We start from the raw sequence: 24,870 nt of genomic DNA, 5'->3' as shown, positions 1-24,870 counted from the left end.
CCCTACCTCGGGCACTGTGTATAGCCTGGATAAAATCCGGGAAGGGTCACCAGCCATCCCGGATTGCATCCGGGCTCCGCGGGCACCACGCCATAAACGACAAAGCCGCCCGAAGGCGGCTTTGTCAGAGAACACGGCTCAGCTTACAGCTGCGGACCGGCGTTCTTGATGGCGTCGCTGACATCGAACTTGGTGAAGTTGTCGATGAACAGCTTGGCCAGGCCCTTGGCAGCTTCGTCGTAGGCGTTCTTGTCTGCCCAGGTATTGCGCGGGTTGAGCAGGTTGGTCTCGACGCCCGGTACCGACTTCGGCACATCCAGGTTGATGATCGGCAGGTGCTCGGTCTCGGCACCGATCAGCGCGCCACTCTGGATGGCCGCGATCACGCCGCGAGTGGTGGGGATGTTGAAGCGTTTGCCGACGCCGTAGCCACCGCCAGTCCAGCCGGTGTTGACCAGGTAGACCTTGGAGCCGAAGGCATTGATGCGCTTGATCAGCAGCTCAGCGTAGACGCCAGCCGGACGCGGGAAGAACGGTGCGCCGAAGCAGGTGGAGAAGGTCGACTTGATGCCGCCGCCCGAACCCATTTCGGTGGAACCGACCAGCGCGGTGTAGCCGGACAGGAAGTGGTAGGCCGCCTGCTCGTTGTTGAGGATCGATACCGGCGGCAGAACGCCAGTCAGGTCGCAGGTCAGGAAGATCACGGCATTCGGCTCGCCGCCCAGGTTTTTCTCGCTGCGCTTCTCGACGTACTCCAGCGGGTAGGCCGCGCGGCTGTTCTGGGTCAGGCTGTCGTCGGCGTAATCCGGAGTACGGCTGTCGTCGAGCACGACGTTTTCCAGCACGGTGCCGAACTGGATGGCTTTCCAGATCACCGGCTCGTTCTTCTCGGACAGGTCGATGCACTTGGCATAGCAGCCGCCTTCGACGTTGAACACCACGCCTTCACCCCAACCGTGCTCGTCGTCACCGATCAGGTAACGCGACTCGTCGGCGGACAGGGTGGTCTTGCCGGTGCCGGACAGACCGAAGAACAGGGTGACGTCGCCTTCTTCACCGATGTTGGCAGCGCAGTGCATCGGCAGCACGTCTTTTTCCGGCAGCAGGAAGTTCTGCACGGAGAACATGGCCTTCTTCATTTCACCGGCGTAACGCATGCCGGCGATCAGCACTTTCTTGGCCGCGAAGTTGATGATCACGCAGCCATCGGAGTTGGTGCCGTCACGCTCGGGCACGCACTCGAAGTTGGCGACGTTGAGCACTTGCCACTCGCCACGGCCAGCCGGGTTGTAGGCGTGCGGGTTGATGAACAGCTGACGGCCGAACAGGTTTTGCCAGGCGGTCGCGGTGGTCATCTTGACCGGCAGATAGTGCTCTTCGGCCGAGCCGACGTGCACATGGGAAACGAAGTGATCCTGAGCGGCGTTGAACGCCTCGACGCGATCCCACAGGGCGTCGAACTTGTCGGCCGGGAACGGACGGTTGATGTTGCCCCAGGCGATTTGCGCCTCGGTGCTCGGCTCCTGAACGATGAAGCGATCAGCCGGCGAGCGGCCAGTGCGATGACCGGTACGAACGACCAGCGCGCCGTTGGCGGCCAGTTCCCCTTCACCACGGCGAATGGCTTCTTCGACCAGTTGCGCGGCGCTGATGTCGGTGTACACGGCGTTGTTGGCTTGCGTCATGAGGATCCCCGTCGGCCGCTGGCCGAGTCTTCCGAACGTTGTGTAGTTACAGGGGCAACTGCGCTACACGGTAAAAAAGTCGCGGGAGTATGCCAGAAAAGCGAACTGCTTGGCAGCCTCCAATCCGATACAGCGCCAATAGTGACAGTCTATTGGCGCGAGAGGTTCATCAGTGCCGGGTCTGCGACGGCGCTTCGCTGCCGGCCCCGGCAAACAGCTGGGCGATGTCGGCGGCGTCGAAGGCATAACGCTCGTTACAGAACTGGCAATCGATCACCACGCTGCCGCCCTGTTCGGCCAGCAACAGCTCGGCATCGGCCTGGCCGAGGCTGGCCAGGGCACTGGCCGAGCGCTCGCGTGAGCAACTGCAGCGGAACTGCAGCGGCTGTTCGTCGAACAGCCGCACGTTCTCTTCGTGGTAGAGACGATGCAGCAGGGTCGGGTTGTCCAGACCGAGCAGCTCTTCGGCGCTCAGGGTATTGGCCAGGGTCAGCACATGGTTCCAGCTCTCGGCGCGTTCTTCCGGCTCGATCTGGTGGTGCGGCGGCAGTTGCTGCAGCAGCAGGCCGCGAGCACGCTGGCCGTCGGCCTTGAGCCAGAAGCGGGTCGGCAGTTGCTCGGAGCTGGCGAAGTAGTTGGTCAGGCACTCGGCCAGGTCGACGCCATCCAGATCGACGATGCCCTGGTAACGCTGGCCCCGGGTCGGGTCGATGGTAATGGCCAACACGCCATTGGGCATCAGACTCTGCAGGTCGGCATCGGCGCCGATCTGCTCGACGTCATAGCGGGCAATGCCGCGCAGCTCACGAGCGCTGGAGCATTCGACCATCAGCAGCGACAGCGGGCCGTCGGAACGCGCCTGCAGTACCAGCAGGCCGTCGAACTTGAGGGTGCCGACCAGCAAGGCGGCGGCGGCCATCATCTCGCCGAGCAGTTGCGCCACTGGCTGCGGGTAGGCGTGCTTGGCCAGCACATGAGCGTAACTTTCGCGCAACGCGACCATTTCGCCTCGCACGTCGGTGTCGTCGAAGAGAAAGCGTTGACTGAAGTCGTTCATAGCGGCTGGCCCGAGGTCTGAAAAGGGCTGGCGATTTTATGCACAAACGCCAGCACAACCAAGGCCCGAACGTCATGTGCAGTCGGTCACGTCCCGCCATCGCCCCCTGAACCTGGACTGAACGACAGTGTTGCCGGCCTTGTACTGGCGCCAGCACTGCCTATCATCCGCGCGCCTGAGGTCAGACCTGTCATAAATCTGCAAAGGGATTTCCCATGTCGAGCACGTTCATCAATCGTCACTGGCAACCACGCGCCGTGCTGGCCTGCCATGTCGTGGCCGTCGTGCTGCTCGCCAGCTGGCTGTGGCAGCCTACCCGCGAGCTTTGGAATGTCTTCGATGTGTGGCTGTTCAAACTGCTCAACGACCCGGTCCATGCCGGCGGCCTGTGGGCCCATATCTGGGCCATCGGCAGCATGCGCCCGGTCGATGCCGGCGTCGGCGTGGTGATGCTGGCGGTCATGCTCAAGGCGGATCTGGTATTCACCGGACCGCAGGTACGCCGAGCGCTGTTCGCCTTTCTGGTCGCCCTGATCGTGATGCTGCTGATGCGCGTGCTGTTCGCCGACCTGGTCGAATACATGGGCTAGCAGCACGCCAGCCCTTCTCTGGTAGTAGAAGGCAGCGCGCGCCTGACCGAGATGTTCCCGGCCTGGGAAGAACGCTGGGACCTGAAGGACAGCGCCAGCCGCAGTTTCCCCGGTGACCACGCCTCGGTGCTGCTGATCTGGGCTTATTTCATGAGCTTCTTTGCCCGCGGCTGGCGTCTGCTGCTGGTCTGGGCCATTACCGTGATCGGCATCCTGCCGCGCCTGGTGGCCGGTGCTCACTGGGGGGCGGATGCCTTCGTCGGCGGCGTATTCCTCAGCCTGCTGGCCCTGGCCTGGAGCTGCTACACCCCGCTGGGTTATCACGCCAGCGAATGGCTGGAGAAGGTCACCCTGCCGATCACTTCGCGCCTGGCCAAACTGCCACTGCTGGGCCGCATGAGCATCGTCAGCGGACGCTGAACGAGAAAGTGGGAGCGAGCTCTCTCGCGAAGCTTTACCGCAGCTCGCATTCGTGAGCAGAGCTCGCTCCCACAGGCTTTCGCCTAATCCTCATCCGCCCAGGGGTGGCGCAGCCCACCTTCCTGCTGCTCGTTGAACTGATGGATCTGCCGGCGTTGCTTCTTGCTCGGTCGACCATCGGTCTGCATGCCCACGGCGCCAGCCTTGCGCATCGCCGCGGCCTGCTCGCGGCGGGCGATACTTTCTTCGGTCTCGCGATACAGCAGTTGCGCCTCGGGCGCACCACGGCGGACGCTGGATAATGCCAGCACGACCACGGTGCGTTCATCGAAGCCGGTGCGCAGCACGTACTCATCACCGATCTTCGGCTCCTTGCCCGGCTTGCAGCGCTCGCCACGATGGTGGACCTTGCCACCTTCTATAGCCGCCTTGCACAGGGCGCGCGTCTTGAAGAAGCGTGCCGCCCACAGCCATTTGTCCAGGCGGATCTTGTCGTCGTCTTTTTCGCTCATCTCACTCTCTGAAGGGTTCAGCTATTCGCACGCGCGGCAGATGCAGTTGTCACACGACACAACTAGAATGCGCGGAATCATAGGCGTTGTCGGCCGCAGGGGACACTCTCACCTTGAAGACTTTCGACCAGCTCAGCGTGATCGGCCTGCGTGAGTGGATCAATCTGCCTGAGCTCGGCATCATCGGCCTGCGCGCCAAGATCGACACCGGCGCCAGCACCTCGAGCCTGCACGCCAGCGACATCCAGCCGTTCCAGCGTGACGGCGAGGACTGGGTACGCTTCACTGCCTACCTCGGCACTCAGGTGCAGCGCCGCCACCGTTGCGAGGCGCCGCTGGTCTCGGTCAAACGTATCAAGAGTTCCAATGGCCAGGCGCAGAGCCGCTATGTAATCCGCACCCACCTGGCCCTCGGTGATCTGCTGTGGCCGGTGGAATTCACCCTGGCCTGTCGCAAGACCATGCGTTATCGCGTACTACTTGGCTCCAAGGCGCTGATCACCGGCCAACTGCTAGTCAATCCGGCACTCAGCTATGTGCAGGACAAACCCTCACTTTCCTCTGCCCTTCCAGGTGCCCAATGAAGATCGCCGTGCTGTCGCGCAACCCGCGCCTGTATTCCACCCGCCGTCTGGTGGAAGCCGGCCAGCAGCGAGGCCATGAAATGGTGGTGATCGACACCCTGCGCGCCTACATGAACATCGCCAGCCACAAACCGCAGATCCACTATCGTGGCCAGGCGCTTGAGGGCTTCGATGCCGTGATTCCGCGCATCGGGGCTTCGGTGACTTTTTATGGCTGCGCGGTGTTGCGCCAGTTCGAGATGATGGGCGTCTACCCGCTCAACGAGTCGGTGGCCATCAGCCGTTCGCGCGACAAGCTGCGCGCCCTGCAACTGCTGTCGCGCAAGGGCATCGGCCTGCCGGTGACCGGCTTTGCCCACTCCCCCGACGACATTCCCGATCTGATCCAGATGGTGGGTGGCGCGCCGCTGGTGATCAAGGTGCTGGAAGGTACCCAGGGCATGGGCGTGGTGCTGGCCGAAACGCACAAGGCGGCCGAATCAGTGATCGAGGCCTTCCTCGGCCTCAAGCAGGACATCATGGTCCAGGAATACATCCAGGAGGCCGGCGGCGCCGACATTCGCTGCTTCGTGGTCGGTGACAAGGTAATTGCCGCGATGAAGCGTCAAGCCAAGGCTGGCGAATTCCGCTCCAACCTGCACCGCGGCGGCAGCGCCAGCCTGATCAAGATCACCCCGGAGGAGCGCATGACGGCAGTGCGCGCGGCCAAGGTCATGGGCCTGAACGTCGCCGGTGTCGACATCCTGCGCTCCAACCATGGCCCGCTGGTGATGGAGGTGAACTCCTCCCCTGGCCTGGAAGGTATCGAGACCACCACCGGCAAGGATGTCGCCGGCATGATCATCCAGTACCTGGAAAAGAACGCCGAACCCGGCCAGACCCGCACCCGAGGGCGCGGATGAGCCAAGTGTTCGACGGCCGCCTGGCGCTGATCGCCCCCGCGGCGGCGATTGCCGAAGACGTACTGGAAGCGACCCTGGCGCAGCTCGACGTGCTCGGCGTGCGCTATCACCTGGGCCAGCACGCGCGCGCCCGCCATCGCTACCTGGCGGGCACGCCGGAGCAGCGCCTGGACGACCTGCACCAGGCCTTTACCCTGGCGGATATCAGCGCCGTCTGGTGCCTGCGTGGCGGCTACGGCTGCGCACAACTGGTGGCGGATATCGACTGGACGCTGCTAAGCCAGGCCAGCCCACGGCCGCTGATCGGCTTCTCCGATCTGTCGATTCTGCTAGAGGCCTTTGCCCAACGGGGGCTGCCAGCCATTCATGGTCCCGTGGCTACTGCGCTCGGCCATCAGACGCTGTCGGCGCCCGGCGGCCAGCGTGAGCGCCTGACTTCGATGCAGGCGCTGTGGAGCCTGCTCAAGGGCGAGCACCGGCAGTTGCCGCTGCGCCATATCAGTGGTCCACAACATGTCGTCGAGGGCACCTTGCAGGGCGGCAATCTCACGGCCCTGGCCAGCGTCTGCGGGACGGCGGCCGAGCTGCGCCTGGCCGAGGATTCGATCCTGATCCTGGAAGACGTCGGTGAGCCCTACTACCGCCTCGAGCGCAGCCTCTGGCAGTTGCTGCACAGTTTCGCCGGGCAAAGACCACGCGCGGTGTGCCTGGGCAGTTTCACCGACTGCCCGCGACGCGGCGTGCAGCACAGCCTGGAGCAGATCATCGGCGAGTACCTGGCGCCGCTGGGCGTGCCACTGTACGGCGATCTGCCCAGCGGGCACGGTGACGTCAACTACCCTTGGCCCTACGGTCAGCGTGCACGTTTGAGCGGCGGCAACCTGAGCTGGTAACCCGCTCAGCGCTGACGCGCCTGCATCCAGGCGAGAAACTCGGCCTCGGCCATCGGCCGACCAAACAGATAGCCCTGCCCCAATGTACAGTTCTGCTCGCGCAGCAGCGCCAGCTGGCTGTCGTGCTCGATCCCTTCGGCCACGCATTCCAGGCCCAGGTTGCGCGCGATCATCAGGATGGTCTGCACCAGCATGCGCCCGCTCGCCTCGCCGTCCAGATCGGCGACGAAACTGCGGTCGATCTTCAGCCGATCCAGCGGCAGACGCTTGAGGTAGGTCAACGACGAGTAGCCCGTGCCGAAGTCGTCGATGGCGAAGCGTACGCCCTGCGCCTTGAGCTGCTGCATGTTGCCGATGCAGCGCTCGACGTCTTCGAGCAGCACGCCTGACGCAGCTCACGCGGGCTGAGATTGACCGCCAGCACCAGTCGCGGCCATTGCGCCTGCCAGCGCGCCAGCGCCGCACAGGCCTGCTCCAGCACCCACTGGCCAATGTCCTGGATCAGCCCGGTTTCCTCGGCCAGCGGGATGAACTGATCCGGACCGATCTCACCGCGCTCCGGGTGCATCCAGCGCAGCAACACCTCGGCGCCCGCCACGCTGTTGTCAGCCAGCATCAGCTGTGGCTGGAACACCAGCTGCAGTTGCTGGCGCGCGATGGCCTGGCGCAGCTCGCTCTGCAACTGCAGGCGTTGGTCGATGGCAACCTGCATCTCCGGGGCGAAGAAATGCAGGGCGTTGCGCCCGGCATGCTTGGCCCGGTACATGGCGGTATCGGCCTGTTTGAGAATGTCCGAGGCCTGCTGCAGGCCCAGTGGATGCAGGGCGATACCGATACTGGCGCTGATCGCCAGCTCATGACCGTCGATCAGGCAACTGCCCTGCAGGCCACGCAGCAATTTCTCTCCCACTGCCGCAGCTTGCTCGGCAACCACTTGCGGCTCATGCCCCAGGGCTTCGAGCAGCACCACGAACTCATCACCACCGAGGCGCGCCAGGGTGTCTTCAGTACGCAATTCGGCAGCCAGGCGTGTGGTCACTTCGACCAGCAGTGCATCGCCAACCAGATGGCCCAGGCTGTCGTTGACCGTCTTGAAATGATCCAGATCGATGAACAGCAGCGCGCCCAGGCTGCCCTCGCGATTCTCCCGGTCCATGGCGTGCTGCAGGCGATCGAGCAGCAGCCGGCGATTGGGCAGGCCGGTGAGTTCGTCGCTGTAGGCCAGGCGCTCAATCTCGCGCTGATAGCGCTGGCGCTCGGAGATGTCGGTGACGCTGGCGCGAATCAGCAGGTTCTCCCCCGGCATGCGTACCAGGCGCACCTCGCAGGGCAACTGGCGACCGGCGCTGTCGCGATGGTTCCATTCGAATACCGGCGCTTCACCGGCGATGGCGCGGCGCAGGAAGGCCTTGCCAGCGCGGGAGGACAGCCGACCATCGGCCTGACACACCGGGCTGATGCTCTGAATCGACTTGCCGAGTAGCTCATCGCGGCGATAGCGGAACAGGCTCAAGGCGTTCTCGTTACATTCGACGATACCGCCCTCAGGATTGAACAGCAGGATCGCCTCGGGCGCATGCTCGACCAGTGTTCGATAGCGCGCCTCGGCTTCGCGCCGCGCACTGATGTCCTCGACCAGCAGCAGGAACAGTGTCTGGCGGCCGCTACCACGTACGGCGCGCAGGCTGACACGGGTGAAGACCACCAAACCATCGGCACGCAGAAAGCGCTTGTCCATCTCGAAGTCATCGCTGCTACCCAGCAGCACCTGCTCCACATGGGCCTGTTCGACCGGCAGATCGTCCGGGTGCGACAGCTGCTGCCAACTGCAGGCGAGCAATTCGTCACGACTGCGACCGAGGATGCTGCACAGCTTCTGGTTGACCTCCTCCCAGCCAAAGCTCTGGGTGGTCAGTGCCATGCCGATCAGCGGCGCCTCGAAGAACAGGCGCAGCCGCTCGTCACGCTCGCGCAGTTGCGACTCGGTGCGTTTGCGCTCGCTGATGTCCTGCACCACGCCATAGATGCGCACCAGGCTACCGTCCTGATTGCGCTCGGCCATGCCACGCAGGCGCACCAGGCGTCCGCCCAGACGCGCCGCCAGGCGTACCTCGATGTCCAGATCATCCATCCCGCTCAAGGCTGCCTGCAGGGTCTGCATGATCAGCGTCTGGCTCGGCGTGTCGAAGTAATGCAGCGCCTGCTCGAGATTCGGCGGCCCAAGATGAATGTCACGGTCGACGATGCGATAGCAGCCATCGCTCCAGGACATGCCGTAGTCGCTGATCTCCAGCACCCAGCCACCCAGGCTGGCGATGTCTTCGGTCTGGCTGAACAGATGGCTCTGACGCAGTAACTGCGAGCGTTGCAGCTCGACCTTGGCCGCCAGTTCGACGCGCTCGGTGACATCGTGTTGCAGCCCGACGAAATGGCTGATGCCCTGATCGTCACGCATTGGCGCCAACACCACTTCGTTCCAGAACGGCCTGCCATCCTTGCGATAGTTACGCACCACCGCATGGCCGCTGCGCCCCTCCCGCAAGGCACGGCGCAACGGTTGCGACTCCAGCTGGGCGCGGTCCTGGCCGAGCAGGAAACGGCAGTTGCGCCCTAACGCCTCCTCGGCGCTGTAGCCGGTTATCTGGCTGAATGCGGAATTGCAGTACACCAATGGCATGTCCTCCTGGCGCACATCGGCGATGGTCACGCCCAGCGGGCTGGCCTCTATCGCCAGGTTGGCGCGGGCCAGTTGCTGCTGCATCTGCGCGCTGCGCGCCAGCGCCTGACGCAGGTCGCCGAGCACACGGCCCACCAGCAAGGTAGCCCCCATCAGCAGCACCACCGCGAAGTGCAGCTGGTTACGCTGCAGATCCAGCTCGCCGAAACTCAGGCTGTCGCGCAGCAGCGGTAGCGGCAGAGTCGCGGCGTACACCAGCAGCACGCCATACAGAGCACCAGCAAAGGCGTGTCGTAGCGCCAGGACCAGCATGCTCAGACCAAGCAGCGGCAGAGCGAACTGAGCCGGTAGGCTGGTGCTGAGCAGCATCAGTACCAGAAACACCCCAGTGGCCAACAACCAGCCAGTTGGCGAGCGACTGATGTTCAGCGTTGGCGCGGCATTGTCCACCGGCGCGTGGGTCCAGCCGCGGGCGCGCAGCAGTGGGGTACAGAACGCCAGCAGGGGCGCCGTCAACGCGAGCATATTGATGGTATCGCCCAACCAGACCGACAAACTGGCTTGCACCCACTGCTCGCTGGTCTGGAAACCAGTCAGCCACAGGTTGCTCTGCAAGCCGAGCGCCACCAGCGTGCTCGGCATCAACACAGCGAAGGCGAGGAATCGGAGCAGATCACTCAAGCGCCCCAGGGCGGGGTCGAAAGGCTGACGTCGCAACAGCCACCAGCCCAGCGCGACGGCGGCGGTTTCCGGCAAGGCATAGAGCGGCGCCAACTGCCAGGGCAGGCCCCATAACGGCACGCAGAACAGAGCATTGAGGTACAACGCAGGCAGCACCCGCGGGCCCCACCACAGGCACATGGCAAGGCCGAGCACCATGGGCAGGTAACACAACGCCACCCCGTCATTCAGGCGGGTCGCCAGGGAAATCCAGGTTGCCAGATGGAAAATCGGCAGCGGCAGCCACCAGGTCCAGTTGGGCAAGCGGTCGGGGAAGGCGGCGGGCATGCAGGCCTCGAGTTGATGCGCTGGCACAGCATAGCCCAGCGCCAGAGCGCTTGGCAGCATATTGCCAGCACGCAGACCGCCGCCAGGACGGTCGGTCGTCTGCTACACCGCGTCGCGCGGTAGCAGCAGGCCGAGCGGCAGGCGCACCCGCGCCTCCAGGCCGCCGCCGGAGCGGTTGCGCAACTCGACGCTGCCACCATGCAGCGCCGCGATGCGCTTGACGATGGCCAGACCTAGGCCGGTGCCGCGCCCACCACGCGCCCGATCACCGCGAATGAAGGGGTTGAAGATGCTGTCCAGCTCGGCCGGATCGATACCGTTGCCACGGTCCAGCACGCTCAGCACCACATAAGGCGCGTTGTGGTCGCCGGCCAGGCTGGCGACCACCTCGACGGCATCACCACCGCCGTGATTGAGGGCGTTCTCCACCAGATTGGTTAGCAGCCGCTTGGTCGAAACGCGGCGCAGCGGGAAAGGCGGGATCGGCTCGAGGCACAGACGCACGCGCTCGCCATTCTGGTTGTAGGGTGCCAGGGTTTCGCGCACCAGTTCGGAGAAGTCCAGCTCCTCCACCGGCTCGTCGCGGCCGTCGCGGATGAAGGCGAGGAACTGATCGAGAATGGCGTCCATGTCCTCGATATCGCGCACCATGTCGTCGGTCAGCTCGGTGTCGTTATCCATGAATTCCAGGGCCAGCCGCAGGCGAGTCAGCGGCGTGCGCAGATCATGAGAAACACCGGCCAGCATCAGTTCGCGTTCGCGCCCGGCCTGTTCGACGTCCTCGGCCATCTGGTTGAAGGCGCGGTACACCTCGGTCATCTCGCTTGGCGTATCACCCACCGGCAGGCGCACGCTGCGCCCCTGACCAAGCTGGCGAGCGGCATAGACCAGGCGCTTGAGCGGCGCATTGAGCTGGCGCACGAAGATCCAGGCCGCAGCCGTGGACAGCAGGCCGATACCGAGGAACCAGCCAAGTACGCTCCAGATACGTTGGCCACGCAGCGGATGCGGATACATCGGCACCCGTACCCAGCCGTCGCCAAGGCTCGGCGCGTGCACCCACAGCGCCGGCGGCGTGGTGGCACGCACGTGGGTTTCGGTATCGGGGCCCAGCTCGGTTTGCATCTGCCGCTGGAAGATCTCGCTGTAGGGCCAGTGCTGCTCGCTGGCTGGCACCTTGTCCCGCGGGATGCGCTTGAGTCCGGCGGCCTGGGCGATGTGGTCGCGATCATCAGGGTTGGCTGCCCAGTAGGCGCGCAAGGTCAGCGCCGCGCCGTGGCTGTACTGGCGGTCGACCAGTACATCCTCGTTCATCATCAGGTACACCAGGGTCAGTGCCTTGGAGAACAGCACGACCACCAGCACCAGCCACAGGGTGCGGGCGAAGAAGCTTTGCGGGAACCAGTAAGGGGCTTTCATCAACACATAACCGGAGGAGCGAGCGCTGCTCGCGAAAATGTGGCTTCGATTCGCGAGCAGCGCTCGCTCCTACAGGTCACTTGTTGCCGTCGGGAACGAACACGTAACCCACACCCCAGACAGTCTGGATATAGCGCGGCTTGGACGGGTCCGGCTCGATCAGGCGACGCAGGCGGCTGATCTGCACGTCGATGGAGCGCTCCAGCGCATCCCATTCGCGGCCACGGGCCAGGTTCATCAGCTTGTCGCGGGTCAGCGGCTCGCGCGCATGCTGCACCAGCGCTTTGAGCACAGCGAACTCGCCGGTGGTGAGCATATGCACTTCCTCACCCTTCTTCAGCTCGCGGGTGGCCAGGGACAATTCGTACTCGCCGAAGCTGACGCTTTCGTCCTCGCTACCCGGCGCACCCGGCACCACCGGCGCCTGACGGCGCAGCACCGCCTTGATCCGCGCCAGCAGCTCACGCGGGTTGAAGGGTTTGGCCAGATAGTCATCGGCACCCAGTTCCAGACCCTGGATACGACTGGACTCATCGCCTTTGGCGGTGAGCATGATGATCGGCATCTGGTTGCCCGCTTCGCGCAAGCGGCGGCAAGCAGAAAGGCCGTCTTCGCCGGGCAACATCAGGTCCAGCACCACCAGATTGAACAGCTCGCGCGCCAGCAGACGATCCATCTGCTCGACGTTCTCCACTGCGCGAACCCGGTAGCCCTGCTCATCGAAGAAGCGTTCGAGCAAGCGGCGCAGGCGGGCGTCGTCATCGACGATGAGGATCTTCTCGCCTTCGGCGACAGGGGCAGCGGACTGGGTCATGGCGTCTCCTTGGACAGCCGTACTGAGGACGGCAAGTGGCGGCATTATCGCTCAGGCGCATGGGTGGGCGCTTTAGCCATTGTTAGCAGATTTTTCCCCAACGGCTCGCAGCTCTCGCGAATGCGGTGTTTATAATGCGCCGCTTTCGTGTCTGGCCAGCGTCTTTGCGGCCGCCCTGTCGCTTCAGTGGGTAGTTTTCATATGGATAGCATCAACAACCGTATCGCCGATGAACTGGGCGTGCGCCCGCAACAGGTTGCCGCGGCCGTCGCCCTGCTCGACGAAGGCTCCACCGTGCCCTTCATCGCCCGTTATCGTAAAGAAGTGACCGGCAGCCTCGACGATACCCAGCTGCGCCACCTGGAAGAGCGCCTGCGCTACCTGCGCGAGCTGGACGAGCGCCGTACGGCGATCCTCGCCAGCATTGAGGAGCAGGGCAAGCTGACCCCCGAACTCAAGCGCGAGATCAATCTGGCCGACACCAAGACGCGCCTCGAAGACCTCTACCTACCGTACAAGCAAAAGCGCCGCACCAAGGGCCAGATCGCCCTGGAAGCAGGCCTCGGCGAGCTGGCCGATGCACTGTTCAACGACCCGAATCTCGCGCCCGAGCAGGAAGCCGAGCGCTTCATCGACGCCGAAAAGGGCTTCGCCGACGTCAAGGCCGTGCTCGAAGGCGCCAAGTACATCCTCATGGAGCGCTTCGCCGAAGACGCCGCGCTGCTGGACAAGCTGCGCAGCTTCCTCAAGGACAACGCCACCCTCAGTGCTCGCCTGGTGCCGGGCAAGGAAAACGAAGGCGCCAAGTTCAACGACTACTTCGAACACGACGAAGCGCTCAAGGGCGTGCCGTCGCACCGTGCGCTGGCGATTTTCCGCGGGCGCAACGAAGGCATTCTCAGCGCCAGCCTGAAGGTCGGCGAAGAGCTGCCCGGCGCCATGCATCCGTGCGAGCTGATGATCGGCGAGCGCTTCGGTATCAGCGAGCAAGGCCGTGCCGCCGACAAGTGGCTGGCCGAGGTGGTGCGCTGGACCTGGAAGGTCAAGCTGTACAACCACCTGGAAACCGACCTGCTCGGCGAGCTGCGCGAAAAGGCCGAGGACGAGGCGATCAGCGTCTTCGCCCGCAACCTGCACGACCTGCTGCTGGCTGCCCCGGCCGGCCCGCGCGCCACCCTGGCGCTCGATCCGGGCCTGCGCACCGGCTGCAAGGTGGCGGTGGTCGACGCCACCGGCAAGGTGCTGGAAACCGCCACCGTCTACCCGCACGCGCCTCGCAACGACTGGGACGGTACCCTGGCCATCCTCGCCAAGCTCTGCGCCAAGCATGGCGTCGACCTGATCTCCATCGGCAACGGCACCGCCAGCCGCGAGACCGACAAGCTGGCCGCCGAACTGATCAAGAAAGTACCGGGCCTGAAACTGACCAAGGTGATGGTCTCCGAGGCCGGCGCCTCGGTGTACTCGGCCTCGGAACTGGCCGCCCGCGAATTCCCCGATCTCGACGTCTCCCTGCGTGGCGCAGTCAGCATCGCCCGCCGCCTGCAGGACCCGCTGGCCGAGCTGGTGAAGATCGACCCGAAATCCATCGGCGTCGGCCAGTACCAGCACGACGTCTCGCAGCTCAAATTGGCGCGCAGCCTGGACGCGGTGGTGGAAGACTGCGTGAACGCCGTCGGCGTCGATGTGAACACCGCCTCCGCCGCCCTGCTGGCACGCATCTCCGGCCTCAATGCGACCCTGGCGCAGAACATCGTGCAGTACCGCGACGCCAACGGCGCCTTCGCCTCGCGCGCCGAGTTGAAGAAGGTGCCGCGCCTGGGCGAGAAGACCTTCGAACAGGCTGCCGGCTTCCTCCGCGTGATGAGCGGCGACAACCCGCTGGACGCCTCTGCGGTGCACCCGGAAACCTACCCGCTGGTCGAGCGCATCGCCCAGGATACCGGCCGCGACATCCGCTCGCTGATCGGCGATTCGAGCTTCCTCAAGCGCCTCGATCCGGCCCAGTTCACCGATGAGCGCTTTGGCCTGGTCACCGTCGGCGACATCCTCAAGGAACTGGACAAACCCGGCCGCGACCCGCGCCCGGAGTTCAAGACCGCCGAGTTCCAGGAAGGCGTGGAAACGCTGAACGACCTCAAGCTGGGCATGGTGCTCGAAGGCGTGGTGACCAACGTCACCAACTTCGGTGCCTTCGTCGACATCGGCGTGCACCAGGACGGCCTGGTGCACATCAGCGCACTGTCGGAGAAATTCATCAAGGATCCGCACGAAGCGGTCAAGGCCGGCGACGTGGTCAAGGTCAAGGTGATGGAAGTAGACATTCCGCGTAACCGCATCGCCCTGTCCATGCGCATGGGCGACACCCCCGGCGAGAAAGTCGAGGGCGCGCGCGGCGGTCAGCGCGGCAACGGCAACCGTGGCGGCAACACGCCGCGCAGCGAGCGCCATTCCAGCCAGGACAAACCGGCACCCGCCACCGGCGGCATGGCCGCCCTGTTCGCCAACGCCAAGCAGTTGAAGAAATGAGTACGAGCGATAACGTCGGCGCCAGCAGCGCCTTTTCCCGCCTGCTCGGCCTGGAGATCCTCCAGGTCGGCGGTGGCGAGGCGCGCGTGCGCCTGACCCTCACCGACGAGCTGCGCAACCTGCACGGCAAGCTGCACGGCGGCGCGCTGTTCTCGCTGATCGACACCGCCATGGGCCAGGCCAGCCACAGCCTCGGCGATGGCGGCCCGAGCAGCGTGACCCTGGAGTGCAAGATCAACTACATCCGCCCGGTATCCGAGGGCAGCGTGCTGTGCCACGCCAAGGTGCTGCACGCCGGTCGCCGCACCCAGGTGGTGGAGGCCGAAGTGCTGCAGGGCGACAAGCTGGTCGCCAAGGCACAAGGCACCTTCGCCTGCGTGTAATCGGCACTCCGCTCGCTGATCTAATCTGGGTAAGCGTTCGCCCCTTGCAGAGTGCAGGGGCGATCCCCATATTGTGGCGACTGCCCAGTTAGGAATTGCATCTTGAGCGACCTTCTCTCCCGCCGCCTGGCCCAGCTCGGCGAGCCGGCCAACCTGTCCCTGCTGGGCGAGTGTCTGCATGGCATCGAGCGCGAGTGCCTGCGCGTCGACCGCGACGGCCAGCTGGCCCTGACTCCGCACCCGCAGGCACTAGGCTCGGCGCTGACCCATGCGCAGATCACCACCGACTATTCCGAGTCGCTGCTGGAGTTCATCACCGGCACCGCCAACGATCCGGCCGCCACCCTCGCCGAACTGGAAGACATCCACCGTTTCGCCTACGACAAGCTCGATGACGAACTGCTGTGGAGCCCGTCGATGCCCTGCCCTCTGCCGGACGAAGAGACGATTCCCATCGCTCGCTACGGCAGCTCCAACATCGGCCGCCTCAAGTACGTCTACCGCAAGGGCCTGGCACTGCGTTACGGCAAGACCATGCAGTGCATCGCCGGCATTCACTACAACTTCTCCCTGCCCGAGGGGCTGTGGCAGCTGCAACAGCAGAGCGAAGGCAACGAACAGAGTGCGCGTGACTATCAGTCGGCCCGCTATATCGCCCTGATCCGCAACTTCCGTCGCTACAGCTGGCTGCTGATGTACCTGTTCGGTGCCTCACCGGCGCTGGGCAAAGGCTTCATGCGTGGCCGCCCGCACCAGCTTCAGGAACTGGACGCAGGCACCCTGTACCTGCCCTACGCCACCAGCCTGCGCATGAGCGACCTAGGCTACCAGAGCAGCGCACAGTCTGGCCTGACCCCCTGCTACAACGATCTGGCCAGCTACACCGACAGCCTGCGCCTGGCGGTGGGCACGCCCTACCCGGCCTATGTCGAGGCAGGAACCAAGCGCGGCGACGAATGGCTGCAGCTGAACACCAACATCCTGCAGATCGAGAACGAGTACTACTCGAGCATCCGCCCGAAACGCGTCACCTACAGCGGCGAGCGACCGATCCAGGCGCTGATGAGCCGTGGCGTGCAATACGTGGAAGTACGCTGCCTCGACATCAACCCCTTCCTGCCGCTGGGCATCGACGTGACGCAGGCGCGCTTCATCGACGCGTTCCTGCTGTTCTGTGCGCTGGAAGACAGCCCGCTGCTGGAGAACGGCGAGTGCAGCAGTTGCACCAGCAACTTCCTCAAGGTGGTCAAGGAGGGGCGGCGTCCCGGCCTGCACCTGCAGAAAGGTAGCCAGCAGGTAGAACTCAAAGTCTGGGCCAGCGAACTGCTTGAGCGCATCCTGCCGTTGGCCGAACTGCTCGATCGCAGCCAGGACGGCAATGCGCACGTCGAGGCCCTGGCGCAGCAGCAAGCCAAGGTCGCGGATGTGGAAATGACGCCGTCGGCACAGGTACTGGCGATTCTGCGTCAGGGCAAGAGCTTTACCGAGTTCGCCCTGCAGCAGAGCCTGCGTCACGCCGAGTACTTCCGCGCTCAGCCGCTCAGCCCACAGCAGCAGCAGGCTTTCGAACAGGCCGCGCACGACTCGCTGGCCGCGCAGGCGGAGCTGGAAGCGCAGCCCACAGGCGATTTCGACGCCTTCGTCGCGGCCTATCAGGCGAGCATCCTGGCGCTGGCCGTTTAGGTCTCAACGCAGCCAGGGCCGCGCGCACCTGTACGCACCGGGTAACCGCGGTGCGTGCGACGCACTCTACGTGCCCGGTTGCACGGGCGACGAAGCGTCGACTGCGTCACAAAGCAAACCAGCGGAGCAAAAGCCAGGATGGGCGGCCGTACCTATGGCCGCTCGGCCAGCTAGCATTGCCGGGTAAAGGACGATAGACGAGCAGCGCCCATGGCCGATGAAGCCACGCCGCAATGGAGCCTGGAGAGCCTGACCAAGGCCTACCAGCAAGGTTATATGGCCGGCCTTACTGGCCAGCCCGGAACGCGCCAGCCCTACCCGGACGAAATCCCCGCAGCAGCGTGGGAAGCCGGCTGGGACGACGGCTTCGAGCAGATGCGCCTGCAGCAGCACAGCGCCTGACACTCTGAACGCATTGTGGGGGGGGCTTTAGCCGCGAGCGGTGAACCCGTCGCGGCTAAATGCTCGGCCTTGGCCTCCCGCATCGCTCCAGTGTAGGAGCGGCTTCAGCCGCGAAACTCGCGGATAAATCCGCTCCTACAATTGCAGCCTGCTCTCGCCTCGCCTACAACGCCTTCTCGAACACCTTCGAATTGCGCTGGTAGTTGTACAGCGATGCTCGCGCGGTGGGCATGCGCTCGACGCTGCTCGGCTCGAAGCCGCGCTCGCGGAACCAGTGGGCGGTGCGGGTGGTGAGCACGAACAGCGTCTTGATGCCCTGCGCCCTCGCCCTGGCCTCGATGCGTTCCAGCAACTCGTCGCCACGGCCGCCATGGCGGTAATCGGGATTGACCGCCAGGCAGGCCAGCTCGCCACAGTCGGAATCGGCGATGGGATAAAGCGCCGCGCAGGCGATGATCAGGCCTTCGCGCTCGACGATACTGAACTGCTCGATCTCGCGCTCCAGCACCTCGCGCGAACGGCGCACCAGAATCCCCTGTTCTTCCAGCGGGCTGATCAGCTCGATCAGACCACCGACATCCTCGATGGTCGCCTCGCGCAGGGACTCGAACTGCTCCTGGGCCACCAGGGTGCCGTTGCCGGTGCGGGTGAACAGCTCGCTGAGCAGCGCACCATCGGTGGCATAGCTGACGATATGGCTACGCTTCACGCCGCCCCGACAGGCTTCGGCGGCGGCATCGAGTAGCTCGCCCTGATAGTTGCTGCCCAGGCGCGCCAGATGCGCCGGCACCTGCTGCGGACGCAGTTCGCGCACCAGCTTGCCGTTTTCGTCGAGCAGGCCATCCTCGGCGCCGAACAGCAGCAGCTTGTCCGCGCCCAGGTCGACCGCGGCGCGGGTGGCGACGTCCTCGCAGGCTAGATTGAAGATTTCCCCGGTGGGCGAATAGCCCAGCGGCGACAGCAGCACGATGCTGCGTTCGTCGAGCTGACGATTGATGCCCTTGCGGTCGATGCGCCGTACTTCGCCGGTGTGGTGGTAGTCGACGCCATCGACCACACCGATCGGCCGCGCGGTGACGAAGTTGCCGCTGGTCAGGCGCAAGCGCGAGCCCTGCATCGGTGAAGCGGCCATGTCCATAGACAGACGCGCCTCGATGGCGATGCGCAGCTGGCCGACGGCATCGATCACGCATTCCAAGGTCGGTGCGTCGGTGATGCGCAGGTCGCGATGGTAATGCGGGGTCAGGCCACGGGCAGCGAGGCGCGCCTCGATCTGCGGGCGCGAGCCATGCACCAGCACCAGGCGCACGCCGAGGCTGTGCAGCAACACCAGGTCGTGGACGATATTGGCGAAATTCGGATGGGCAACACCCTCGCCCGGCAACATGACCACGAAGGTGCAGTCGCGATGGGCGTTGATATAGGGAGATGCGTGGCGTAACCAGTTGACGTAGTCGTGCATGAGCAATCCATTAGCGTCGAGACGTAGGACGGGCATAGCCGTCATGTTCGGTTAGAGAGTCGCTCTCATCGTCGCTGCACGTCGTCACTCCGGGTCAGGCAATAGTGTTGGATCAGTTGGCGCAGTATCGCCACAGTTGGTTCGATACGGGCCAGCTCCAGGTGTTCCCCGGGCTGGTGCGCACAGTCGATATCGCCGGGGCCGAGCACCAGCGTCTCGCAGCCAAGGCGCTGAAGATAAGGCGCTTCGGTGCCGAATGCCACCGCCTGCGCGCCGTGCCCGGTCAGCCGCTCGGCCAGACGTACCAGCTCGGCATCGGCACGCTGCTCGAATGGCGGCACTTCGGGGAACAGCGGACCATAGTCGATGCGTACCTGATGCTTGAGCGCCAGCGGCAGCAGCTTGCCGCGAATGGTCTCGCGCAGTTGCTCAGGATCCATGCCCGGCAGCGGACGCAGGTCGAACTCCAGCGCACATTGCCCGCAGATGCGATTGGGATTGTCGCCGCCGTGGATACAACCGAGGTTGAGCGTCGGCTGTGGCACGCCGAATTGCGGGTTGTTGAATTCGCGCTGCCACTGCGCACGCAGGCCACGCAGCTCACCCATCACGTCCTGCATGGCCTCCAACGCGCTATGCCCGAGACTCGGGTCGGAGCTGTGACCGCTGCGCCCGAGAATATCGATACGCTCCATCATCACGCCCTTGTGCAGGCGGATGGGTTTGAGGCCGGTCGGCTCGCCGATCACCGCCGCACGGCCAAGCGGCCGCCCGGCCTCGGCCAGGGCGCGGGCGCCAGCCATGGAGCTTTCTTCATCACAAGTAGCAAGGATCAGCAAAGGTTGCTGGAAAGGCTGATCAAGCAGCGGCCGCACGGCTTCGATGGCCAGGGCAAAAAAACCTTTCATGTCGCAACTGCCTAGCCCCACCCAGCGGTCGCCCACTTCGCTCAGCTTGAGCGGATCGGTCTGCCACAGGGCCGCATCGAAGGGCACAGTATCGCTATGCCCAGCCAGCACAAGACCACCTGGGCCACTGCCATAGCTGGCGAGCAGGTTGAATTTGCCGGGGGCGATCTGCTGAGTTTCGCAGGTGAAGCCCAGGTCACCGAGCCAGGCGGCAAGCAGCTCGATGACAGGCGCGTTGCTCTGGTCCCAGTTGGGCTGGGTGCAGCTCACCGAGGGCGCTGCGATCAGCGCGGCGAACTGCTCTCGGAAGGACGGCAAGGGCATCGGCGATCTCCTGGGTCGGAGCCCCATCATAGGGGCATCCAACCTCAGGGGAAACCGTCAGGCCGGGATCAGACCCCGCCGAACAGCGCGCGCAGGATGAAGAAGAAGATGATCGACAGGATCGCACCGGCCGGCAGGGTGATGATCCAGGACAGGAAGATCTTGCCGATCATGCCCAGGTTCAGCGCACCGATGCCGCGCGCCAGGCCGACGCCCAGAATGGCACCGACCAGGGTGTGGGTGGTTGATACCGGCAGGCCGAGACCCGAGGCACTGACCACGGTGGTGGCGGCAGCCAGTTCGGCGGCGAAGCCGCGGCTGGGGGTCAGCTCGGTGATTTCCTTGCCGATGGTGGCGATTACCTTGTAGCCGTAGGTCGCCAGGCCGACCACGATGCCCAGCGCGCCCAGCAGCAGAATCCAGCCCGGTACCAGCGACTTGTCGCCGGCGGCCAGGTCACCGCCACTCTGGATCACACCGACGATGGCCGCCAGCGGGCCAACGGCATTGGCCACATCGTTGGAGCCATGAGCGAAAGCCATGGAGCAGGCGGTGAAGATCATCAGGATGGCGAACACCTTCTCCACGCTGGAGAAGTGGAAAGCCTTGTCAGCTTCGGCGTCGACATGAATGCGGCTGAGCAGCGCGATACCGATCAGCATGACCAGCACGCCGATACCGATCGAGAGCAGGAAGCCTTCGGTGCTGGAGAGGTTCAGGCCGACATGCTTGAGACCCTTGGTCATGGTCATCAGCGAAATCATGAAGCCGGTGATGAACATGTACAGCGGCACATAACGCTTGGCGTTCATGAACGGATTGTCGGTATCGATGATCAGCTTCTGCACGCTGACGAAGAGGCAGAAGGAGATGGTCCCGGCCAGCATCGGCGTGACGACCCAGCTGGCGACGATGGGGCCAACGCCGCTCCAATGCACGGCATCAACCGATACACCGACTGCGGCGAAACCGATCACCGCACCGACGATGGTGTGGGTGGTGGACACCGGCCAGCCGCGCATCGACGCCACCAGCAGCCAGGTGCCTGCCGCTAACAGCGCCGACATCATGCCCAACACCATGAGGTTGGGGCTGATCAGATTGGCATCGACGATGCCGTTCTTGATGGTTTCGGTCACCTCGCCGCCGGCCAGGTAGGCACCGGCGAACTCGAAGACCATGGCGATGATGATCGCCTGCTTGATGGTCAATGCACGCGAGCCAACGGATGTACCCATAGCATTGGCTACATCGTTGGCTCCAACACCCCAGGCCATGAAAAAACCGAAAAGGCAGGCAAGAACGAGCAGAACCAGCCCGTAGTCCGCAATCAGAGACATAAATTAGTTTCCGTAGATCCCAGAAAGGACACTGGCGCTTAGCGCGCCAGCAGTTGTTCCAGTCGGTTGCCGACACGCTCGGCACGATCGGCGACATCGCCGATCCAGTCGATGATCTTGTAGAGAAACATCACATCGACCGGGGGGAGATCCTTTTCCAGGGCGAACAGCGCGCGACGCACCTCGACCTGCATGCGGTCGGTATCACGCTCGATGTCCTCCAGTTCCACCACCATCGATTCCACCAGGGTTGCCTCGCGGCCACCAAAGCCGGCCTCCAACAGCTCGTCCAGTTCGTTCATGGCTTTCAGCGCCTGGGCGCTGGCGTCCACGGTGCGTCGTACATAGGCGATCATCTTCGGCTGCAGGCTGGCCGGTATGACCATCTGCCGGCCAAGCATCAGGCCGGCGATGTCCTTGGCACGGTTGGCGACTTTGTCCTGTACACTCAGCAGCTCAAGCAGGTCCGAACGCGGCACGGGCAGGAACAGGCTCTTGGGCAGATGCAGGCGAACGCTCTTCTTCAGCTTGTCGGCCTCGTGCTCCAGCCGGAACATCTCCTGTTGCACCTGTTCTACCTTGGCCCAGTCCTCGGCCATCACGGCCTCGAAGAAGGGAACAAGGTTCGCCGCGCACTCGTGGGCCTTGGCGATATGCTGTTGCATGGGGCCGATGGGTGAACGGCCGAACAGGCTGACAAAGGGATTGATAGGCATAGGGTAAGCCCCCGTTTTGAGAAGGCCGCAAGTATAGGGACCGGATTCGTCATTCGCCAGCGCGCGTCATCGGTCTGTCACATTTTCATAAAAGGCTATCTAGCTCTCGACCATGGTCAAAGAAACCGAAATCAAACTGCGCGCCAGCCGCGCCACCCTGGCCGCCCTGCGCGAGCACCCGCTGCTGAAGAAACGCAACAAGAGCGGCTGGCAGCGCGGCGAGCTGTTCAATCAGTACTACGATACGCCGAACCGTGACCTGGCCAGCGCCAAGGTTGCCCTGCGCCTGCGCCGTGATGGCGAGCAGTTCATTCAGACGCTGAAGAGCCGCGGCCAGAGCGTTGCCGGCCTGTCCGAGCGCAACGAGTGGGACTGGTACCTGAGCAAGGCCAAGCTCGATCTGAAAAAGCTCGACGACAGCTGCTGGCCGGCCAGCCTGGCCGAGCTGGACAAGAAAACCCTGCAGCCGCTGTTCACCACCGACTTCGTCCGCGAGAAGGCCGAGATCGCCTGGGGCCGCGGCAAGGCCAAGGTGGTCATCGAGGCCGCGCTGGACCTGGGCAAGGTGTTCGCCGGCGAGGGCGAAGAAGAGATTTGCGAGCTGGAGCTGGAACTGCGCCAGGGCGAGCCTGCAGCCCTGCTGGAGCTGGCCTGCGAGCTGGCCGCCGAGCTGCCGCTGATGCCTTGTGACATCAGCAAAGCCGAGCGTGGCTATCGCCTGTTCGATGCTGGCAGTTACAACCTGAGCCTGCCGGCTCCCCAGCTGACGGCCGAGATGAGCCTGGACGACGCTTTCGCGGCGCTGGCCTGGCATCTGCTCGGCGCCAGCCAGCGCCTGGCCGAGCAATATCGCTGGAACGGCCATTGGAGCCTGCTGCAGCAATGGCTGGAGCAACTGGTCGACCTGCGCGCCCTGCTCGCCAGCCTCGGCCAGGCAGCCCCGCGTGCCAGCTCGCGCGAATTGCGTGAAGCACTCGATGCGCTGCTCGACGATTGGCGCCCACGTCTGGCGGCGGGTCAGGACGACGACAGCATGCGGCGTAATGCCCCAGCGCTGTTCGCCGCCGAGCTCGATGGCTGCCGCTGGGGCCTGCTGTCGCTGAAACTGTCGCACTGGCTGCTGCAACGCAGCTGGACCGCCGAACGCAATAACCGTGGCAACCGCCAGGGCAATGCCGCGCTGGGCAACTGGCTGCCGACCCTGTTGGGCGAAGAAGGCACCGCCCTGCAGCTGCGCCGCTACCAGCAGCAGCCGGAAGACCTGGCCGAGCAGATGCCGCGCCTTGAGCGCCTGCTGGTCTGGCTGCGCCTGGCCCGTGGCGTGCTGGAAGCCCCCGAGGTCGACCGCCTGTATGGCGAGCTGAACAAGCTCTACGAACTGGCGCAGCAGGCGCTGGACGACGAGCAGCGCCAATTGCGCGCAACTCAGACGCAGATCGTGAGCAGCCTCAAGGGGTGGAAGGCGCTGGTGAAATAGCGGCTGGGCCTCACAACCTTCGCGGCTGAAGCCGCTCCTACAGATCGCGGTACCGCGCCGATCAGTGACACCATGAAAAACGGGCCCCGCGGGGCCCGTTCTGCTTTCAGCCAGAAGCTCAGTTGCTGCCAGGGTTGCGACGGCTGTCGATGACCTGCTGCCAGGACGGATTGGCGGTCTCGTCCATGGCCTGCTGCATGGCCTTCTTGCGTTTTTCCTCGGCGCGATGGGCGAAGAACCAAGCCAGGAAGGTGGCGAACGACACCGCCAGCAGGATCAGGCTGGCCACCGCGTTGATCTCCGGCTTAACCCCCAGGCGCACGGCGGAGAAAATCTCCATCGGCAGGGTGGTCGAACCCGGACCGGAGACGAAGCTGGCCAGCACCAGGTCGTCCAGCGACAGGGCGAAGGACATCATCGCGCCCGCTGCCAGCGACGGTGCGATCATCGGCACGGTGATCAGGAAGAACACCTTCCACGGCCGCGCTCCCAGATCCATGGCCGCCTCTTCGATGGACATGTCCAGCTCACGCAGACGCGATGACACCACCACCGCCACATAGGCCGAGCAGAAGGTGGTGTGGGCGATCCAGATGGTGGTCATGCCGCGCTGCATCGGCCAGCCGATCAGTTGTGCCATCAGCACGAACAGCAGCAGCAGCGACAGACCGGTGATCACTTCCGGCATCACCAGCGGCGCGGTAACCAGGCCACCGAACAGCGTGCGTCCCTTGAAGTGGGTGATGCGGGTCAGCACGAAGGCCGCCAGGGTGCCCAGCGCCACCGCCGCGATGGCGGTGTAGCAGGCGATTTCCAGCGAGCGCATCACCGAGTTCATCAGCTGGGTGTTGTCCAGCAGGCCGACGTACCACTTCACCGACCAGCCGCCCCACACCGTTACCAGCCGCGAGGCGTTGAACGAGTAGATGACCAGGATGACCATGGGCAGGTAGATGAATGCCAGCCCCGCCCAGAGCATGATGCTGGAGAAACTGAAACGCTTCATGGGCGGTCCTCCAGTTCTTTAGCCACGCGTCTGGTTAAAAAGCCGGTTGAACAGGATGACGGGCTCATTGCGATTAGAT

20 protein-coding genes and 1 pseudogene are annotated in these 24,870 nt (G+C 64.3%); 10 read left to right on the top strand and 11 right to left on the bottom strand.

The features are described 5' to 3' along the window. Window positions 1-143: 143 nt before the first annotated feature. Together AAEQ75_RS10355 and hslO are read right to left on the bottom strand one after the other, a co-directional pair. Entirely contained in the window at window positions 144-1,685 is a 1,542-nt protein-coding gene (locus tag AAEQ75_RS10355) for a phosphoenolpyruvate carboxykinase (protein WP_343352136.1), read from the bottom strand. Window positions 1,686-1,854: 169 nt separating this feature from the next. Further along, a complete protein-coding gene (hslO, locus tag AAEQ75_RS10350) occupies window positions 1,855-2,742 on the bottom strand; it encodes an Hsp33 family molecular chaperone HslO (protein ID WP_343352134.1) in 888 nt (295 codons plus the stop codon). Window positions 2,743-2,957: 215 nt separating this feature from the next. Between hslO and AAEQ75_RS10345 the strand changes: the two genes are divergently transcribed. Continuing rightward, the gene (locus tag AAEQ75_RS10345) at window positions 2,958-3,332 is read left to right on the top strand and encodes a hypothetical protein (protein WP_343352132.1); all 375 of its coding nucleotides are present in this window, start codon (window positions 2,958-2,960) and stop codon (window positions 3,330-3,332) included. 51 nt (window positions 3,333-3,383) lie between these two features. After that, the gene (locus AAEQ75_RS10340; protein ID WP_343352130.1) at window positions 3,384-3,752 is read left to right on the top strand and encodes a phosphatase PAP2 family protein; all 369 of its coding nucleotides are present in this window, start codon (window positions 3,384-3,386) and stop codon (window positions 3,750-3,752) included. Window positions 3,753-3,835: 83 nt separating this feature from the next. On the opposite strand, the gene AAEQ75_RS10335 is transcribed toward AAEQ75_RS10340, so the two are convergent. Then, complete coding sequence (locus AAEQ75_RS10335) at window positions 3,836-4,264, bottom strand: RNA-binding S4 domain-containing protein (RefSeq protein ID WP_017678397.1); 429 nt, start codon at window positions 4,262-4,264, stop codon at window positions 3,836-3,838. 179 nt (window positions 4,265-4,443) lie between these two features. Here AAEQ75_RS10335 and AAEQ75_RS10330 point away from each other — a divergent pair, with 179 nt between their 5' ends. Genes AAEQ75_RS10330 through AAEQ75_RS10320 form a run of 3 tightly spaced genes read left to right on the top strand, consistent with a single transcriptional unit; the run spans window position 4,444 to window position 6,643 of the window. Then, entirely contained in the window at window positions 4,444-4,848 is a 405-nt protein-coding gene (locus AAEQ75_RS10330) for an ATP-dependent zinc protease family protein (RefSeq protein WP_343352360.1), read from the top strand. After that, window positions 4,845-5,750, top strand: coding sequence for a 30S ribosomal protein S6--L-glutamate ligase (gene rimK / locus AAEQ75_RS10325; RefSeq protein WP_279920989.1), 906 nt, complete (start codon window positions 4,845-4,847; stop codon window positions 5,748-5,750). The genes AAEQ75_RS10330 and rimK overlap by 4 nt, the downstream gene beginning before the upstream one ends. Next, the gene (locus AAEQ75_RS10320) at window positions 5,747-6,643 is read left to right on the top strand and encodes a S66 peptidase family protein (RefSeq protein ID WP_343352126.1); all 897 of its coding nucleotides are present in this window, start codon (window positions 5,747-5,749) and stop codon (window positions 6,641-6,643) included. Before rimK ends, AAEQ75_RS10320 begins: the two co-directional genes overlap by 4 nt. 5 nt (window positions 6,644-6,648) lie before the next feature. Here the strand turns inward: AAEQ75_RS10320 and AAEQ75_RS10315 are convergent. From AAEQ75_RS10315 to ompR, 3 genes and pseudogenes are all read right to left on the bottom strand, one after another. Then, window positions 6,649-10,388: pseudogene (locus AAEQ75_RS10315) on the bottom strand (PAS domain S-box protein). Window positions 10,389-10,430: 42 nt separating this feature from the next. Beyond that, window positions 10,431-11,747, bottom strand: a complete 1,317-nt coding sequence (locus AAEQ75_RS10310; protein WP_106733613.1) for an ATP-binding protein — start codon at window positions 11,745-11,747, stop codon at window positions 10,431-10,433. 76 nt (window positions 11,748-11,823) lie between these two features. Further along, entirely contained in the window at window positions 11,824-12,561 is a 738-nt protein-coding gene (gene ompR, locus AAEQ75_RS10305) for a two-component system response regulator OmpR (protein WP_106733612.1), read from the bottom strand. A gap of 201 nt (window positions 12,562-12,762) precedes the next feature. Here ompR and AAEQ75_RS10300 point away from each other — a divergent pair, with 201 nt between their 5' ends. The 4 genes from AAEQ75_RS10300 (at window position 12,763) to rmf (ending at window position 17,558) form a co-directional block, all read left to right on the top strand. Further along, window positions 12,763-15,090: a Tex family protein gene (locus tag AAEQ75_RS10300; RefSeq protein ID WP_343352123.1), complete on the top strand. Its 2,328-nt coding sequence runs from the start codon at window positions 12,763-12,765 to the stop codon at window positions 15,088-15,090. Next, entirely contained in the window at window positions 15,087-15,473 is a 387-nt protein-coding gene (locus tag AAEQ75_RS10295) for a PaaI family thioesterase (RefSeq protein ID WP_343352121.1), read from the top strand. The genes AAEQ75_RS10300 and AAEQ75_RS10295 overlap by 4 nt, the downstream gene beginning before the upstream one ends. A 102-nt stretch (window positions 15,474-15,575) precedes the next feature. Beyond that, window positions 15,576-17,156 (top strand): glutamate--cysteine ligase, encoded by a 1,581-nt coding sequence (gene gshA, locus AAEQ75_RS10290; protein WP_343352119.1) that lies wholly within the window; start codon window positions 15,576-15,578, stop codon window positions 17,154-17,156. A 210-nt stretch (window positions 17,157-17,366) separates the two neighbouring features. Continuing rightward, window positions 17,367-17,558, top strand: coding sequence for a ribosome modulation factor (rmf, locus tag AAEQ75_RS10285; RefSeq protein ID WP_343352117.1), 192 nt, complete (start codon window positions 17,367-17,369; stop codon window positions 17,556-17,558). Window positions 17,559-17,721: 163 nt separating this feature from the next. Here the strand turns inward: rmf and argA are convergent, their stop codons facing one another. The 4 genes from argA to AAEQ75_RS10265 all read right to left on the bottom strand — a co-directional run bounded on the left by argA (window position 17,722) and on the right by AAEQ75_RS10265 (window position 22,308). Further along, the gene (argA, locus tag AAEQ75_RS10280) at window positions 17,722-19,020 is read right to left on the bottom strand and encodes an amino-acid N-acetyltransferase (protein WP_343352115.1); all 1,299 of its coding nucleotides are present in this window, start codon (window positions 19,018-19,020) and stop codon (window positions 17,722-17,724) included. 65 nt (window positions 19,021-19,085) lie between these two features. Continuing rightward, the gene (gene argE, locus AAEQ75_RS10275; protein WP_343352113.1) at window positions 19,086-20,252 is read right to left on the bottom strand and encodes an acetylornithine deacetylase; all 1,167 of its coding nucleotides are present in this window, start codon (window positions 20,250-20,252) and stop codon (window positions 19,086-19,088) included. 68 nt (window positions 20,253-20,320) lie between these two features. Further along, a complete protein-coding gene (locus AAEQ75_RS10270; protein WP_343352111.1) occupies window positions 20,321-21,592 on the bottom strand; it encodes an inorganic phosphate transporter in 1,272 nt (423 codons plus the stop codon). 38 nt (window positions 21,593-21,630) lie between these two features. Further along, entirely contained in the window at window positions 21,631-22,308 is a 678-nt protein-coding gene (locus tag AAEQ75_RS10265) for a TIGR00153 family protein (protein ID WP_256835604.1), read from the bottom strand. A gap of 112 nt (window positions 22,309-22,420) precedes the next feature. On the opposite strand from AAEQ75_RS10265, the gene AAEQ75_RS10260 reads away from it, so the two are divergent. Beyond that, window positions 22,421-23,785, top strand: a complete 1,365-nt coding sequence (locus AAEQ75_RS10260) for an inorganic triphosphatase (protein ID WP_343352108.1) — start codon at window positions 22,421-22,423, stop codon at window positions 23,783-23,785. 118 nt (window positions 23,786-23,903) lie between these two features. Here AAEQ75_RS10260 and AAEQ75_RS10255 read toward each other — a convergent pair whose 3' ends face one another. After that, window positions 23,904-24,791, bottom strand: coding sequence for an ABC transporter permease subunit (locus tag AAEQ75_RS10255; protein ID WP_024306476.1), 888 nt, complete (start codon window positions 24,789-24,791; stop codon window positions 23,904-23,906). Between the last annotated feature and the right edge of the window lie 79 nt (window positions 24,792-24,870).

It is taken from the genome of Pseudomonas sediminis (assembly GCF_039555755.1).
Lineage (GTDB): Bacteria > Pseudomonadota > Gammaproteobacteria > Pseudomonadales > Pseudomonadaceae > Aquipseudomonas > Aquipseudomonas mendocina_D.
This window is presented reverse-complemented; position numbering and strand designations above follow the sequence as displayed.